This window comes from Parabacteroides sp. KHUB-02 (assembly GCF_056640955.1).
Map to the genome: position 1 here is coordinate 2337661 of NZ_JBWQEV010000001.1, position 16879 is coordinate 2354539.

General features: G+C 44.1%; 14 protein-coding genes and 1 pseudogene. 4 read left to right on the plus strand and 11 right to left on the minus strand.

The window, feature by feature from the left end:
* Positions 1 to 88: 88 nt before the first annotated feature.
* On the plus strand, positions 89 to 2233 hold the full coding sequence (locus ACYIA1_RS10290; RefSeq protein ID WP_083434114.1) for an HRDC domain-containing protein: 2145 nt from the start codon (positions 89 to 91) through the stop codon (positions 2231 to 2233).
* Here ACYIA1_RS10290 and ACYIA1_RS10295 read toward each other — a convergent pair.
* Both ACYIA1_RS10295 and ACYIA1_RS10300 read right to left on the minus strand, forming a co-directional pair.
* Positions 2204 to 3561: pseudogene (locus ACYIA1_RS10295) on the minus strand (MFS transporter). The gene ACYIA1_RS10290 and the pseudogene ACYIA1_RS10295 overlap by 30 nt on opposite strands.
* A gap of 6 nt (positions 3562 to 3567) precedes the next feature.
* Positions 3568 to 4191, minus strand: coding sequence for a DUF4923 family protein (locus ACYIA1_RS10300; RefSeq protein ID WP_122297561.1), 624 nt, complete (start codon positions 4189 to 4191; stop codon positions 3568 to 3570).
* Positions 4192 to 4280: 89 nt separating this feature from the next.
* Here ACYIA1_RS10300 and ACYIA1_RS10305 point away from each other — a divergent pair, with 89 nt between their 5' ends.
* Entirely contained in the window at positions 4281 to 6287 is a 2007-nt protein-coding gene (locus ACYIA1_RS10305; RefSeq protein ID WP_005864803.1) for a gluzincin family metallopeptidase, read from the plus strand.
* 164 nt (positions 6288 to 6451) lie between these two features.
* Here ACYIA1_RS10305 and lepB read toward each other — a convergent pair whose 3' ends face one another.
* From lepB to ACYIA1_RS10345, 8 genes are all read right to left on the minus strand, one after another.
* The gene (gene lepB / locus ACYIA1_RS10310) at positions 6452 to 7315 is read right to left on the minus strand and encodes a signal peptidase I (RefSeq protein WP_048927632.1); all 864 of its coding nucleotides are present in this window, start codon (positions 7313 to 7315) and stop codon (positions 6452 to 6454) included.
* A gap of 1 nt (position 7316) precedes the next feature.
* Positions 7317 to 7766, minus strand: coding sequence for a cysteine peptidase family C39 domain-containing protein (locus ACYIA1_RS10315; protein WP_036613051.1), 450 nt, complete (start codon positions 7764 to 7766; stop codon positions 7317 to 7319).
* The gene (locus tag ACYIA1_RS10320; protein ID WP_057326673.1) at positions 7763 to 9100 is read right to left on the minus strand and encodes a glycosyltransferase; all 1338 of its coding nucleotides are present in this window, start codon (positions 9098 to 9100) and stop codon (positions 7763 to 7765) included. Before ACYIA1_RS10320 ends, ACYIA1_RS10315 begins: the two co-directional genes overlap by 4 nt.
* Positions 9101 to 9106: 6 nt before the next feature.
* Positions 9107 to 10120 (minus strand): 6-bladed beta-propeller, encoded by a 1014-nt coding sequence (locus ACYIA1_RS10325; protein WP_057326709.1) that lies wholly within the window; start codon positions 10118 to 10120, stop codon positions 9107 to 9109.
* Positions 10121 to 10769: 649 nt separating this feature from the next.
* Positions 10770 to 11648 carry a DUF1573 domain-containing protein gene (locus ACYIA1_RS10330; RefSeq protein ID WP_034531973.1) on the minus strand — a complete coding sequence of 293 codons (879 nt, stop codon included), beginning with the start codon at positions 11646 to 11648 and terminating at the stop codon, positions 10770 to 10772.
* Positions 11649 to 12188: 540 nt separating this feature from the next.
* Positions 12189 to 13091, minus strand: coding sequence for an IS3 family transposase (locus ACYIA1_RS10335; protein ID WP_480336318.1), 903 nt, complete (start codon positions 13089 to 13091; stop codon positions 12189 to 12191).
* Entirely contained in the window at positions 13049 to 13456 is a 408-nt protein-coding gene (locus ACYIA1_RS10340) for a transposase (RefSeq protein ID WP_195283813.1), read from the minus strand. The genes ACYIA1_RS10335 and ACYIA1_RS10340 overlap by 43 nt, the downstream gene beginning before the upstream one ends.
* 130 nt (positions 13457 to 13586) lie before the next feature.
* On the minus strand, positions 13587 to 14585 hold the full coding sequence (locus ACYIA1_RS10345) for a class II fructose-bisphosphate aldolase (RefSeq protein WP_005854709.1): 999 nt from the start codon (positions 14583 to 14585) through the stop codon (positions 13587 to 13589).
* A gap of 223 nt (positions 14586 to 14808) precedes the next feature.
* Here ACYIA1_RS10345 and ACYIA1_RS10350 point away from each other — a divergent pair, with 223 nt between their 5' ends.
* Complete coding sequence (locus ACYIA1_RS10350) at positions 14809 to 15063, plus strand: type B 50S ribosomal protein L31 (RefSeq protein ID WP_005854707.1); 255 nt, start codon at positions 14809 to 14811, stop codon at positions 15061 to 15063.
* Positions 15064 to 15151: 88 nt separating this feature from the next.
* Positions 15152 to 16249 carry a phosphotransferase enzyme family protein gene (locus tag ACYIA1_RS10355; protein WP_122382516.1) on the plus strand — a complete coding sequence of 366 codons (1098 nt, stop codon included), beginning with the start codon at positions 15152 to 15154 and terminating at the stop codon, positions 16247 to 16249.
* A 65-nt stretch (positions 16250 to 16314) separates the two neighbouring features.
* Here ACYIA1_RS10355 and ACYIA1_RS10360 read toward each other — a convergent pair whose 3' ends face one another.
* Positions 16315 to 16707, minus strand: coding sequence for a Dabb family protein (locus ACYIA1_RS10360; RefSeq protein ID WP_005854703.1), 393 nt, complete (start codon positions 16705 to 16707; stop codon positions 16315 to 16317).
* Positions 16708 to 16879 lie beyond the last annotated feature (172 nt).

The following is a 16879-nucleotide window of genomic DNA, read 5'->3' on the forward strand; positions in this document are numbered from 1 at the left end:
TAGCGCAGTTACTCCGTTTATTTTCCATTTGAGAAGGACGTTTGAAAGATTATACGTACATTTGTGAATTCACCTAAACGACTTAAATATGATGCAAACAAATTTACAATTGGACCTTGCCTTCAACTATCTGGAAAATACCGGAACCAACATCTTCCTTACCGGAAAAGCGGGAACAGGAAAGACCACATTCTTGAAAAAACTTAAAGAGACTTCCCCAAAACGGATGATTGTGGTAGCACCTACCGGAGTGGCGGCGATTAACGCGGGAGGGGTAACCATTCACTCCTTCTTTCAGCTACCTTTCGGACCGTATATACCGGGTAGCGAAATGGCCTCCGGGCAAAATAAATCCTATTCTCATAAATTCAGCCGGGATAAGATCAATATCATCCGTAGTATGGACCTGCTCGTGATTGATGAGGTCAGTATGGTACGTGCCGATTTGCTGGACGCTATCAGTGATATGCTACGTCGTTACCGGGATAGGAATAAACCCTTTGGGGGCGTTCAATTATTATTGATCGGAGATTTACAACAATTAGCCCCCGTAGCGAAGGAGGACGAATGGAATTTGTTGAGAGAACATTACGCCTCTCCCTTCTTTTTTGACAGTAAGGCTCTTTCCGAAAGTGATTATCTTTGCATCGAATTAACTCAAGTATATCGCCAAGCGGACGATACGTTCGTACGCTTATTGAACAATATCCGGGAAAACCGCTTCGACGAGAATACGCTACACACCTTAAACCAACGTTATATCCCCAATTTTAAACCAAATGACAAAGCGGGTTATATCACGCTGACAACCCATAATTATCAAGCCCAGCAAATCAATAACCGGAAATTGCAAGAATTACCCGGCCCGGCTTATACGTATAAGGCGGAGATCAAGGATGACTTTCCGGCTTACTCCTACCCGACCGACGAGGTATTGGAGCTAAAGCAAGACGCTCAAGTCATGTTCGTAAAAAACGACTCTTCCGGCGAAAGACGATATTATAACGGAAAGATCGGCCGAATTGTCTTCATCAGCCCGAGCAAGATTATCGTATCCGACGAATTAGGAAACGATATCACCGTAGACCGGGAGACATGGACAAACGTGAAATATACGATCGACGAGAACACGAAGGATATCACGGAAACAATCGCCGGCTCTTTTTGCCAATACCCACTGAAAACCGCTTGGGCGATCACGATCCATAAAAGCCAAGGCTTGACTTTCGAGCATGCCATCATCGACGCATCCGCCGCCTTCTCACACGGACAAGTCTACGTTGCCTTGAGCCGTTGCAAGACATTGGAAGGAATGGTATTGAGTAGCCCGATCACTCGAAACGCCATGATTAGCGATGAGAAGATATTAAGTTATACCTCTTCCCTCTCGGAGCGTCAACCGTGTGAAGACCAACTGCGTCAAGCCCAACAACAGTATTATTTGAGATTGGCAACCGAGCTATTCGACTTCAATCCCGTACAACAAAAGTTGCAATATACATCTTACGCAGCATACACCCATCTGCAAAAACTATACCCGGAATTAAGCAACCAATATCCCCGGGTACGGGATTATTTCCGTTCGGATATAGTAGAAGTAGGCGAACGTTTCTGCCAGCAACTCACCCGTATGATCTCCAGCACGAATCTCTATGATACGGACGAGCATATACAAGACCGCATCCGAAAAGGTTGCGCTTACTTTCTGGAAAAGATCGAGACCTATTGCCTCCCTTTGATAGAGGCTTCCGACGTGGAGATCGACAATAAAGAGGCCCGTAAGGCATTTACATCCGCATTAAAAGCTTTCAGCGATGAGCTTACGATCAAGGTCGCTACATTAAAAGCCTGCCAAGATGGTTTTCGTCTCATCGACTATCTATCCGCCAAGGCTAAAGCGAACATTGAGGAGTCGGCTGTTGCCAGCAAGCGGAAATCGACACGGAAATCGACGGAAGCGGAAAAGATCCCCGTCTCCACGGATGTCTTACATCCTGAGCTATATGCCCGTTTGAAACAATGGAGATACGAGCTTGCCGTAGAAAAGGAGTTGCCTCCTTACACGATCTTGCAACAGAAAGCCTTAATTGGCGTTTGCAACACTTTGCCCACGAACTCGAAAGAACTGTTGAAGATACCCGGAATCGGCAAAAAGATCATAGAGAACTACGGTGAGACCCTATTAGAAATCGTATCTTCCTACTCACCTTCCACGCATGGGAACGGGCTGTGAGATACGGAGACAACTCACGATAGCGGCGACTAAAGCGAAACCGACCGCTACATACATACAAACCGGCATACTATCGGTCGCAGAGGTAACACTAAAGATCAAAGCGACAAATGTCGTCCCCAGCGTTTGCCCCAGCAGTCGTGCCGTACCTTGCATACCGTTCGCCCCACCACTCCGGGAACGAGGGGCGGCCGATATCATCGTGCTATTATTCGGGGTCTGGAACAGGCCGAAGCCCATACCGCAAAGCATCAATCGCCAAGCGATGTCCATATCGGTGGGTTGCCCCGGCAATAAAGCCAATAGAAGAAGTCCGGTCGCATACACCACCATTCCGATACCGCCTAACAATATTTCTCGATCAGCCTCCCGGCTACCGGAGCGGTCAAGATCGTTGCTACCGGCCAAGGTGTCAACAGCAGCCCCGTCTCCACCTCATTTCTTCCGGCTACATTTTGCAAATAAAAGGGTAATGATACCATCGCCAACAACTGTGCCGTAAATGAAGTAATCGAGGATAATACGGACAAAGCGAATATCGGAATCCGCATCAAGTCCAATGGCAATATCGGAACCTCCTGCCGTAGTTGCCTGCGGATAAAAAATGTTCCGATCACCAATAGAAGAAGAACCTGTAAAGCGATCATTCTCCAGTTCTCATGATGGGCGATGCCTTCCAACGAATAAATCAGCAATCCGAAAGTCAAGGCATTCGAGATTCCACCGATCTTATCAAACTTTCGTTTCGGCCCATCCTTGCAAGGATTTTGAGGCAAAAGAAAATAACCCGTTATAATCGCGCAAATCCCTAAAGGTACGTTGATAGCGAACAACCAATTCCAAGAAGCGACTGATAAGATAGCGCCCGCCAACGACGGCCCGGCAGCAATCGATACCGCCACGACCATGGCATTGATACTCATTCCCCGCCCTATATATTGAGGAGGATAAATAATACGAAGTAAAGCGGTCGTCACGCTCATGATAGCCGAGGCTCCGATCCCTTGCAATATTCTCGCGACCGTCAACATGGCGAAAGACGAGGATAAGGCACAGAATAATGACGTTGAGCAGAATATTGTCGTCCCGATCAAGAAAATCCGCTTATATCCATAAATATCTCCCAAAGCGGAGAACGATAAAAGAGACATCGTAATCGTTAGCTGATAAGCGTTGACAATCCAGATCGTGGAGGAAGGGGATGTCCCGAATTCACGGGACAAGGTAGGAAGCGCCACGTTGACAATCGTGCCGTCCAACACGGACATGATTAATGCCAACGCAACCGCTATTACTGCCCAATAGCGCCTCGGTATAAATCGTATCATATTACATTATTTCTTCAAATCGAAACCCAGCATCATGCCATCGTACTCACTCGCCAACTTATTGATGGCTTTCAAGGTCGTATTGCTGGATATAGAAGAAACCGTGCTCAAGAACTTCAGTAATTTATCCGCGTTAAAAAGCAATGTCAACTCATTACCAGAAAGGATGACATGGGCGGTAAGCGTAGAAACGGTCAGCTTCTTATTACCCACCGTATACCGTAACGTCACCGTTTTATCTTCCGGACTCACCGAGTAAGTACCTTTCAGGCTTCCCCTTTTCAATGCGCTCGTAAACGTACTATCCGAATTAAAGACATAATTAAATACACCTTCCACGATACCTACTTTCTCGCAATATTCCTTCATTTTCTTCTCTGCCTCGGTAGCCGCCAAGCTTCCCGCTACATTCTTCAAGGCATTATCACCTTCCAGTCGCAAGGCAGGATTCACATACATCCAAGTTCCCTGTAAATTCTCGAAAGTCACGGCTTTCCCTCCGGTGACAGAAGTCACGGCGTTCTTTACGGCAGATGAATTTAAGATATCTTTCAAGGACTGTCCCTTCATGTTTCCGGGAATCAACAAAAGGCCGCATACGGCCATCCACATACATAGTAACTTTTTCATCTCTTTGTTTTTTACTCAATTAGAAAAATCGGCCAAAGATACGAATATTATTCATACATTTGTTTTAAATAACTTTATACAAACATACCATGAGAAAGCAAGTCGTACGTATTTGTATGTTACTGGCCTGCGCCTTTGGCTTTATGCAAGGGCAAGCCAGCATCCAGCCTTCTATCGTAAAAGCTACGATTGACGAGCTAATAGCCAAGGACGCTAAGAATCAAGCAGGAATCACGAAGGGTGTCGAGCAAGTAGCCCGCCTCTGGCAAACCTCCGATGGGGATGAGCAAGCGTTTCAAACCTTCTGCCGGGAGAATTATCTATCCGATCCCGCCGAAAAAGACCAAGTTTTCCTCAAGATCAGCGAGTATCTTGAAGGTATCAATGGCAATTTCAACGAGATGGTACTCTGTCTGCAACGAAATTTGAACCTAGATACCGGACCTCTACACGCCATCGACGAGAAATTCGGGTCCTACAGCCCCAGTTCCCACCTAATGGACGATCTATACGCCAACAAGATCGGCTTCATCATCGCCCTCAACTTTCCCCAACTTACTCTCAAGGAGAAAGAGGCGTTAGGTGATGACCGTAAAGCATGGGCCTACGCCCGTCTGGGCGATATGTTTACGGAACGGATACCGGCGGAAGTAAAGCAAGCCGCCGCCGATACGGAAAGTGACGCAGATATTTACATCGCGGATTATAATATCTATATGGGGCATTTACTAACTCCTAAAGGAAAAACCATTTTCCCCTCCGACATGCGCTTACTTTGCCATTGGAACCTTCGCGACGAGATCAAGGCCAATTATAACAAAGGAAAAGAGGGATTGGAAAAACAACGGATGGTATATGAGGTCATGAAGCGAATCATCTCGCAAGAAATCCCGAAAGAGGTGATCAACTCGGATCGTTACGAATGGAACCCGTACGCCAATACGTTATCCCAAGCTGGAAATGAACTAGAAGGTACCCCTGAAAGCCCGGCCCGCTATCAGAAAATGTTGAATAACTTCAACGCCATGCAGCGTATAGACAAATATACGGGAAACACTTATATAGACCGTAAGTTCACGGAAGATATGGAAATAGATGTCAACGATGTAGAAGCCCTGTTCGATCAGTTCCTTTCCGCCCCCGAACTAAAGGAAGTGGGGAAAATCATCTCCAAACGCCTCGGACGCAAACTGGAAGCCTACGATATATGGTACGATGGCTTCAAGGCCCGTAGCAATCTGGACGAGAACAAGCTAAACGAGCAAACCCGTACCCTGTATCCCGATGCGGTAACGATGGAAAAGAAGCTACCGGAAATCTTACAGAAACTAGGATTCAGCCCCGATCGTGCCCAATATCTGGCGGATAAGATCGCAGTCGATCCCGCCCGTGGTTCCGGTCATGCGTGGGGAGCCTCCATGAAAGGCCAGCGTTCCCGTTTACGTACCCGTATCCCTTCACAAGGGATGGATTACAAAGGATATAATATCGCCATCCATGAGTTTGGGCACAACGTAGAGCAAACGATCTCATTATATGATGTCGATTATTATATGCTCAACGGAGTTCCCAATACGGCTTTCACCGAAGCGCTGGCCTTTGTCTTCCAGAAAAGAGACCTTGAGTTACTGGGCATAAAAGACGAGAATCCAGAAAAAGAAAAGATGGATATCTTGGATAAGATATGGAGCATGTATGAGATTTGCGGTGTTTCCATGCTGGATATCTCCGTATGGAAATGGATGTACGCACATCCTAACGCTACCGCCGGGGAATTGCAGGAGGCCGTGATCCGTCTTTCCAAGGAAATCTGGAATAAGTATTACGCTCCGGTATTCGGCGTGAAAGACGAGACCGTCCTAGCGATTTACTCCCATATGATCGGTTATCCGCTCTACCTTTCCGCCTACGCTTTCGGACAGATTATTGAGTTCCAACTTGAGAACTACCTCAACGGCAAGGATTTTGCGAATGAGGTTAGCCGTATCTTCAAGCAAGGCCGCCTCACCCCGAATGTGTGGATCAAGCAAGCTACCGGCAACGATCTTACCGTAGATCCGATGTTGGAAGCACTCCGTAAGGTATTAAAAGACTAAAACTCTTAGGCCTCATATACTTGGCTCTTACAACCAGAACAAACCGATTCAGATGTGTGTGTGTCAAAAAGAATGATCAAGTCTGTATGGACACGACAACATTTTGGCACACACCTATACAATAAAAAGAAGACTTTTCCCCAATTTGATTATTATTCGCCAAGTTATTCTATACGGCTACAAATACGATCCCATCGTACCCCCCTTGTCTGCGGATTCATGGATCTCCATATAAAGGTGGCCTTTCCCACGATAAATTCTTCAGGCAACAAGCCCCAATAACGAGAGTCTTGCGAGTCCTCGATCCGGTCCCCTGCCACGAAATAGTAATTCTTTTGGAAGGTGTAGCTCACGATCCGGGGATCAAGCTTTTGGCCGGTCTCCCATTCTATCAGCTTACGATAGATACTGATGTTCTCACGATTCATATCAATCACATCCCCTTTCCTTGGGAGATACAGCGGGCCGAAGTTTTTCACGTTCCAACTTATCAAGCTGTCTTTCGGAAAACTCCAATATAACCCGGCATCTTTCAGCATTTTGTTACTCTGGACGGAAAATAGTTCTTGTCCCTCGATATTCCCTACGGGTTCAAATATCCCATTGACTCTATAATAACCATTTACGATAGATAGACTATCACCCGGCAACCCCAGACAACGTTTAATGTAATATTTCATCATATGCATCCCTATCTTGTCCGAATCGTTAGGGTACGGATAATTAAACACGACCACGTCATTTCTCCTTATCTCTCTTAGCCCCGGTAGACGAACGATCTGAACCTGCTCGCCACGCAAAGAAGCGAAAACGTTGAACAAACGGGCTCCAGGAATCAGCTTGTTCACCAGCACATAGTCTCCCGCTATCAGTCCGGGTTCCATGGAATTGCTCGGGATCTTAAAGGACGAGAAGAGGAATATTTGCATAACCACGAATAAGGCCACGACCATACAGCCCCAAAATAGCGTATCGACCACATATCGGCAGAGCTTGTAAACAAGATCTATTTTCTCATTTTTCTTCATCTTACAAGAACGATTTCCTTTTAAAAGCACCCGTAGGTTCCAAATACAGTAGCACACGAGATTCCCATAACACCTCCATCTCCATTTCCCTAAATTCCATCAATCCCCAATTAGGCACGCCCACCAAAAAGAATCTTCCATGAAAGCCATAACACACAGCGAAGTCATACGCTCCCCAATCATTCCTTATATGTAAGATGACCGGATGGGGGAATTTTTTCAAGTTCGACAAGGTAGACGCTCCGGTTTGCGTACGTAATCCCACCGTTTCCGCCACGTTCGCCAAATCGGATAGAAAGGTTCTTCCGTCTGTTGACTGGCAGGCAGGCAATAAACGGGCGGAATCTACAGCTCCTTTATGGTATCTTATGATTGATAGCAGACACATCACCCCGGAAGATGGAATATCCCGATACACAAATGTCTTTCGTATAAAGCGGAGTGATTTCATATTACCTCTGTATTTATAGCCGTACTTTCCGCCAAGATCTTTGTTCGCATCATGGAAAGATTTCGTTTGAAAGTAGCATAATTCTCAAACAGTTGGACGATTCTCTTCTCGATTGTTCGTGAAGAGTCCAACTTAATACGTGCCCTCAACCCCAAACCGTGATAGACCACCCGCGCTGAGTTTCCTAATTGATCCGATTTTAATGATAAGGGGCATACAAGCATGGGTACCTCCTTTTCGATACATTCCGCGATACTATTCATCCCGCCAGACGTGATCATCAAGTCGCAGTATGAAAGCAAGTGCAACTGGGGTACCTGTTGGAACACATATAGATTGGACGGACAAGGGAGTAAATAAGAGGTATTATGATACTTTCCTACAGATAGTATGAAAACGAATTGAGGATTTCGTAAGCAAATATCCCTTATTTTCATGAAAATGATCTTAGATCGTTTTTCAAACCCCATAACGGTACTCGAGAAACAATAGATGATCTTGGTATCCGGGCGCTGCTGCTTCTGTAAACAAACCTCCTCCATGACTCGGGCATATCGTCGGTTGAGCATGGGATCCTCCCGATTCAAGTCCACTCTAGAGGGCGCATATTGGCAATTAGGTGGATATTTACGGGGAAAATCAAGGCTTGAGGGATTCATAGAGAGGATCTTACTCTCTTTTATTCCTATTATAAAAGGCCGCCTCCAATCGATCTTCTCCTCAAAAGGGAAACCACACTCTAAGAAAAGCCTCTTATACAAAGAAAAATAGTCTTGTCTACATAGCAGCATAGAAAAAAACAGGTTCCTGATCTTTCTCGCTATCACGATCTTTTCCCACGCCAAGCGTATGCCCAGCCTGGATATGCCTGTCTGCTTAGGGATCAGGCCGGAGGTGAAAGGAGGAACCCAAGGGTCATAAAGGGATAGCGGCATCGTCTCTACTAATACGACAGGGATTTCCAGCTTATGATACAAGGCCGTGCGCAAGGCGCATTGGGCATCCAAATAGACACGATCGGGAGACAGCTCCGCAATCTTTTTTTCCCAATCGGCCGCTCTCCGGGAAAAAGCCTGTTCCCTTTCTTGTGTAAACGCAGAGATTACGCATTCCAAGATAAAACGCAGACCCTTTACACGCAGCTCTTGCTTGTCGGAGTCCAAAAGATAATCCAGCATGACGCATTCAAATCCATTGTCTTCTATCCGCTTCTTATGCCCGGCTTCTACCGCACAATAAACAACTCGATGCTGTCTCTCCCGCCACTGATTCGCAAGAGCGAAGCTTGCGTTCAAGTGGCCGATGGCCGGATATATGTCGAATAATAGGGTCATGGCTCTTTAATCTAGTAATTTACCTAAGTCCAAATAGGCGAACTGTATATCTGCATTCATGCTCATTAAGATTCGGTGATTATCCTTGTCATAGCAAAAAGAAATGATAGGATATCCTGTTTCCAATGTCTTTAGATAATTACCATCCAAATCGAAAACTACAAATTTTGTGGGATAATTAGTCTTTCCATTTGTGAAAGATTTATTTCCAGAGTAAAGAGCGACTATTCTATTATTACAAAATACCACAGGTCCATAATAGTCAATGCCATGCGTTTCCGTACTCCACTCAGTTCCATATACATTATACTTTAATGTTCCATCTAGATTACATATTGTCATCAAATCATGAGGGATATAAGTCTCCACATAGATACCATGTTCCATAGAGATATCAAAACAAACACGTTTCTTTTTAACATCCGGATGAGTAGTATAACTCATAGGTGTTATTTTGCTGGTTTCCATATTGAATTTTCCAACAATAGGTTTGAAATTCCCATTACCAAGACGTTGTATAGTCATACCAATAGATAATGTATCATTTATATATATATATTCAGTAGGAAATGTTTGCTCCCCCATTTTCGTTTTTTCTACAGGAAGATAAGATGGATCAGTAATTACGCTATCCATATCATAACTAAAAATTTTGTTTTTTCCATGATCTGACACGTAAAATTTACGATTCATTTTATCTTCTGCTATATGGCCTATATTTGTAATCTCTCCTGGACCTTGCCCTTTAAATGCCGTACTTGTTATATATCCAAAGTCGTTTTTGTTGAAAATATGTATAAATTCATTTGCCGATTTGTAATCCTTGATAAATAAATACTTATCTATAATCTGCAACCATGAATAATTATTGATAAGTAAATCATCTATAATTATCTCTTTTATTTGACTACGTATATTAATTACATTGCTTTTTTTATTGTGATATTTTTCTGACTTTGAATTTGATAAGCAACTCCAGTAAATAATAATTAGCAGAAATAAATATATCTTTTTGTTCATACTTTTCTTGTGTATAAAATCTATTCTATTTATTTTTCCCATATATAATAGAATAAGAATGCGCCAAAACTCTTTATCATGTCCTCTCAAGATCAATTAAGGCTTTTGTATTACACTGATAAACAGTTTTGTAAACAAAGCAGATCAAATTCTCTATGATATACAGTAATTTTGGCACACCCTCATCTATACTAGTATTATATTAATATCTAACATAATACTATTGCCATCAACCTCCATATTCCTTCTAGTTATGCCAGCCATTACAATCACAACCACCACTACCATCTACACACCCATTCGGGCAGTAAGCCAGCGCCTCAGTGTTAGCCGACATAAGATCGGAAACTGAAACCTCCTCGTTAGCACTATCGGTATTATTGAACCCGAAAGCGGCTGCTATCGCCGCAAAGCTACCTATTGTTAAAATTTTATTAAGCATAATGTTCTTGTTTTTGATTTGTTAATTGGAAATAATCCACACTTCCTAAGCCTATTAAACTTATGGAAATTGCCAAAACCTAACTTATAGGTCGATAACTTTTCGTACCTTTGTACACCTCCTTTCTTTTTAAGGGGTAGTGGGGAGAGTTTGCCTAGGTGTTTCGAAGCGCAGGGCAAACTTCTCCTTTCTTTACCTGATGATTATTTATTCCGCTCTACCTCGGATCCGAAGCTTTGCCGGATATTCCGTATTGCATTTCAACTGAATGATCTCATTGAAAAAGCCGACATCCTTGGGATTCATCGTGACTTCCACGGTAGCGATTCCACCCGGGGGAATGGGCTGTTTCGGATATTCTACCGAGGCGCAACCGCAAGTGGAGCTTGTGGCAATGATAACCAGCGGCTTGTCGCCCGTATTCTTTACCTCGAAAAGCTGTTTCTTGCTGTCGCCTACCTTCAAGGTTCCCAAATCGGCCTTGATGGGGCTTACCTCGCTCGTTGTTATCAATTTGTCATCTTTTTCGTTGGCTGTATCGTAGGTCTCCGACAGCTGCTTGAAATACAGGCTTCGGATCTCCGTACTATGCACAGGATTGCCGATCACCAAGACCTTATTGTCTTTATCTAATAATAAGGTATGGAACTGGGGGAATGGTGGGAAATCGTTTAACTTGTTCAGCTCGCCATCAAAATCGATGCAGACCGGCAAGTCGAACAGATCCCTTTTAAAGAATTGGCACAACTCCTTATAGTCTTTCGGGAAAAAGAAAAACAGAAAAGGGATTTCCCCATCGCTTATCGAATTAGTATACTTAATCAATTCCTGCCATTTCTGCAATTGCAGTTTACAGTCCACACAACCGGAGGAATCCACATACACCAACACCTTATAGGGAGACTGGGGTATCGAGTAGTCCACAGTATCTTTGCCGTAAAGTGTGAATACGGGATGATCCGGGAATTTAACCTCTTTCCCATACCATTCCTTAACGATGGGAAGCAGCTCATTATCGCCCTTTTGCCTGCCACAGGATAAAAACATGATAAAAGTAAGCAGCATAAGCCATGTGTTCCTTTTCATAAGCCTATCAATTTAAGAGTCTGTAAAAAACACCTGAAATCTTTTCTTCATAAAGTTTCCATATCAGCCGGATAGTTTCTTTCTCTAGAGGGACTAAATTAAAAAAAGACGTATTAAACAGATGTAACGGTAATCACGATGGCAATATATAAAAAAAACATCGAACCAACAAGAAAAAGTAAAAAAAATTAACAAAAAAATTAATATTCTTTTCTCAAGGATATACTTACTAAGCGAAGTAAGTACATATCCATGGGCACTTGCAGTATATCTTCTATGGCCAAGTAAGTATATATTATGTTATTTTCTAAAGTACTTTGACTATGCCTAAATTTACTTCACAGATTTTACTGTTATTTTCTAAGGTACTTCACATCTTAGAGAACCTTCTCCTGAAAAACTTCACAGGGTTGAAAGTTGTTTCCTAAACCGGTTCACAGCGGCAAAAATACCGTTTTTCTTTTTCCATGCAAAACAACCATGAAAAAACCACTGCGGAGGAAGCCTTGCGGCTGGAGGCGCAAAGCCTCCATTGAGCGATCACATACAAGTCAGAGCTTCTCGGAACCTGACAGGTGGGAGCATGTCCCTGTTGCTCCTATGCGGTCTCCTATTGTTGTAGAAGTCTATGATCCTCGCCAACAAATCCCTTGCGACCACCACGTCCGGGGGGCGTTTCATCCTGTAGAGCCATTCCTGCTTGATGATGCCGTTGACCCGCTCGGCGATCGCGTTGTCGGTAGGCTTGTAGTCCTCCGTCATGCTGATCGTGGCTTTAATGGCCTGTAGACGATCAATATATTGATTACAACAATATTGAACGCTGCGGTCGGAGTGGTGGATCAGTCCATCGACCCCCAGGGGTGACACGTGCGAGATACCCATGTCCAGAGCTGTCACGGTATTGGAGGCGACTAGGCTGTCGGAAAGGACCCAGCCTATGATCTCATGCGTGAACGCGTCCGTCAGGAGATGCAGGTAGGCCACGCCCTCATCGGTGTCGATATAGGTGATGTCGGCCACCCACAATTGGTTGATCCTGTTGACGGTCAATTCCTTGATCATGTTCTTGTACTTCCTGTAAGGATGGTTGGAGCTTGTCGTGTGACGGCGCTTCCCGGGCTTCAGCATCAGCTGCGACTTGTGCAGCAGCCCGTAAAACCAGTCCCGGCCACGCATCCCGTCCGGATAGAGTTCCTTGAGCATCAGGTACAGCTTGTACGCCCCGATGCCCGGAGCCTCATGCCGGATATCCCTCACGGTGTCAAGTATCTCTTTCTCTGACAATTCCCTGCGTATGCGTTTCTCCTTGCTCACGGAGTAATAACCTTCTCTAGTCTTGCCAAACAGCCCGCTCAGGCTACCGATCGATTCCTTGGGATGCCTGAGCCGAAGGTTGTCTACCGCTTGGCGCCAGCTTTTTTTAGCAGGTCGATGCCATATTGTTCCCGCCCGATCTTAAGAAGCTCATGCAGAGCCTCATTGCGCAACTCAGAGTAGGCCAACGCCTTGCGTAGGCGCAAGTTCTCCTCCCGGAGCCTCTCGCTCTCCGTTTGGGGACCGGTCGCCTTGGATGATTCGGATTTCTTTCGTGCCATATATACCTGATGCTCTAACTCTGTCAGATCGGACGGTAAAGATAGCGTTTTTGACTCAAAATAACCTTCCCAGCGACTGAATGTCACGTAATCAACCGAATATTTCTTACATAGGCTGTACTTGGTTGAGCCACTCTCATAATACTCCTTCAGCATACGGAGCTTGAAATCCTGGCTGTAACTTTTACGTTCTCTTGCTTTGTTTGACATCTTACACACGTTCTTTTAATTGTTAATTGCGTGTGAAGTAAATCTGTATCATGTCACCCCCCTTAACGCAAAAAGGCCATCCCGTTTCCGAGATGGCCTTCTTTTATATAGAAAGAATCTTATGTTCCGATTATAACTTGTCGTTAGAACCAAGAACGTTGATAATCTTGTGTTTGTAAAGTTTCTCCATGTTATCACGAGCCGGGCCCAGATATTTACGAGGATCGAATTCAGCCGGTTTCTCAGCGAAAGTCTTGCGGATAGCGGCAGTCATCGCCAAACGAGAGTCTGAGTCGATATTGATCTTACATACAGAAGATTTAGCAGCCTTACGCAACCACTCTTCAGGAATACCGATAGCAGCCTTCAAAGCGCCACCGAATTTGTTGATAGTCTCAACCTCTTCCTGAGGAACAGAAGAAGAACCGTGAAGAACGATAGGGAATCCCGGAAGTTTCTCCATAACAGCGTCCAAAACATCGAATGCCAATGGAGGAGGAACCATCTTACCTGTAACAGGGTCGATCGTACATTGCTCCGGAGTGAACTTATAAGCACCGTGAGAAGTACCGATTGAGATAGCCAAAGAATCGCAGCCCGTACGAGTAGCGAAGTCGATAACTTCCTCAGGATTGGTATAAGTGTGGTGGTCTGAAGAAACCTCATCCTCAACACCTGCCAATACACCAAGCTCGCCTTCTACAGTTACATCGAATTGATGAGCGTACTCAACAACTTTCTTAGTCAAAGCGATGTTCTCTTCATAAGGAAGGTGAGAACCGTCGATCATTACAGATGAGAAGCCAGAGTCGATACAGCTCTTGCAAGTCTCAAACGTATCACCATGGTCTAAGTGAAGAACGATCTGAGGATTCGGGCAACCTAATTCCTTAGCATATTCAACAGCACCCTGTGCCATGTAACGAAGCAAAGTAGCGTTTGCGTACTGGCGAGCGCCCTTTGAAACTTGCAAAATAACCGGAGATTTTGTCTCTACAGCAGCCTTGATGATAGCCTGCATCTGTTCCATGTTATTGAAGTTGAAAGCAGGAATAGCATATCCGCCCTTGATAGCCTTAGCGAACATTTCTTTTGTGTTCACCAAGCCCAAATCTTTGTAATTTACCATAGTTGTTATTATGTTATTACGTTAATGATTAAAAACTTGCACAAAGATAATCAAGATTCACGACAAATGATGCTTCAAAGCATATAAAATAACACAAAATCAACGCTCTTGAAAAAAATAATACGATTTTCTTTGTTTGTTTGTGGCAAACCCTTACCTTTGCAAGCCAAAATACCGGTTACCAAATATATACAGAGTATAAATTAAAATAGATAATAAAGCAATGAAAAAAGGTATTCATCCTGAAAATTATCGTCCTGTAGTATTTAAGGACATGTCAAACGATGATGTATTCATCACTCGTTCTACTATTAACGCTAAAGAGACGATCGAGATCGACGGCGTAACTTATCCGTTGGTAAAGGTCGAGATCTCTAACACTTCTCACCCGTTCTACACTGGTAAGTCTAAGTTGGTCGATACAGCCGGACGTGTTGATAAGTTCATGAGCCGTTATGGTAACCGTAACAAGAAATAAGATTTCTTTCTTTAAGAAATAAAAAAAGGTCACGATTTGTATCGTGGCCTTTTTTTGTATCTTTGCCGGAGTTAACATATGAAATATCATGGCAAAAACGAAAGAACAATTACTAAACATCTTGGCCCAGTTCCAGTTGGACGAGAAAGTAGTTTCCGCTGAACCATTCGGAAACGGACACATTAATGATACATTGAAAGTGACCAACGAGAAAGGGGAGATCAAATACGTGCTACAGCGTATCAACCATTTAATCTTCACCAATGTGGATATGCTGCAAAATAACATCCATGTGGTTACCACTCATATCCGCAAGAAGCTGGAGGAAAAAGGTGAAACGGATATCGACCGTAAGGTATTAACCTTCTTGCCGACTAAAGACGGGAAAAAATATTATTTCGACGGAGATAGTTATTGGCGGGTATGCCTATTCATCCCTCGCAGCAAAAGCTATGAGGAAGTAACTCCTGAGCTTTCTTATGAGGCTGGCAAAGCGTTCGGTGATTTCCAGACCATGTTGTCCGATATACCCGAGGGTACGCTGGGCGAGACCATCCCGGATTTCCATAATATGGAGTTCCGCTTGCGACAATTCCATGAGGCTGTAGCCGCTAATCCGGCAGGCCGGTTGGAAGAGGTGAAAGATTTGGTAGAGGAGATCGAGAAACGTGCCGAAGCGATGTGCATTCAAGAACGCCTGTACCGTGAGGGCCAATTGAAGAAACGCACGAACCATTGCGATACAAAAGTTAACAATATGATGTTTGACGCTGATAACGACAAGGTGCTTTGCGTGATCGACTTGGACACCGTGATGCCGGGTTTCGTCCTTTCCGATATCGGCGACTTTATCCGTACCGGAGCCAATACGGGTGCCGAGGACGATGAGAATCTGGATAACGTAAACGTTAATATGGAGATATTCAAAGCCTATACCCGTGGATATATGGAAAAAGCCAAGGCGTTCTTAACTCCTACCGAGATCAAATTGCTACCTTACGGTGGACGCTTATTGACTTATATGCAGACCGTTCGTTTCTTAACCGATTATATCAACGGCGATACCTATTACAAGATCCATAGCCCGAAACATAACTTAATCCGCACAAAAGCCCAATTCAAGCTACTTCAAAGCCTAGAAGCCCATGCGGAAGAGATGGATCAGTTCATGAATCAATGGTTATAATATAAAGTAACTGAGGAATATAAAAACGGGCGGGATGACTCATCGATTCATCCCGCCCATTCTTTTTATTTCGTCCAATAATCCAACACCGTAACCGCCGATGCCTTCCCTCCTAACACCTTGCCAAACGCTTTATGCGCCGGATGTACCAAATAGGCGTCCCGATCCGCATCCGAATGAAAAGTCAAGAAAAAGCAATGAGTCAAGCCCTGTTGCAATCCCTCCGGACTACAATCCGTTCCCCACTCATATCCTTTGATCAAGTCGATTTGAGAAGGCAACTTACAAAAGGCATCCTCAACCTCTTTCACCTGCGCCTCGGACACATCCGGCTTAAAACCGAACATAACAACATGGCGAAGAACTTTCTCCGGCTTTTGATCACTCGAATAGCTTACCATTAATACAGAAAATACGATAATCGCAAGGATAAATAATACAGATACTACTTTCTTCATGATATTCAAGATTAGATTTCTATTGCTTTGTTATACGGCCCAAAGATAGTATAAAATCCAGTACAGCTTGCCCAAAACCTCCGTATCCTTTAGTCCTTTCCATCCCTATCTTTAGACTTTTCCTCTAGAGACATCCATCATCTATCAACTGTTGGACGATCATGCAACGGCT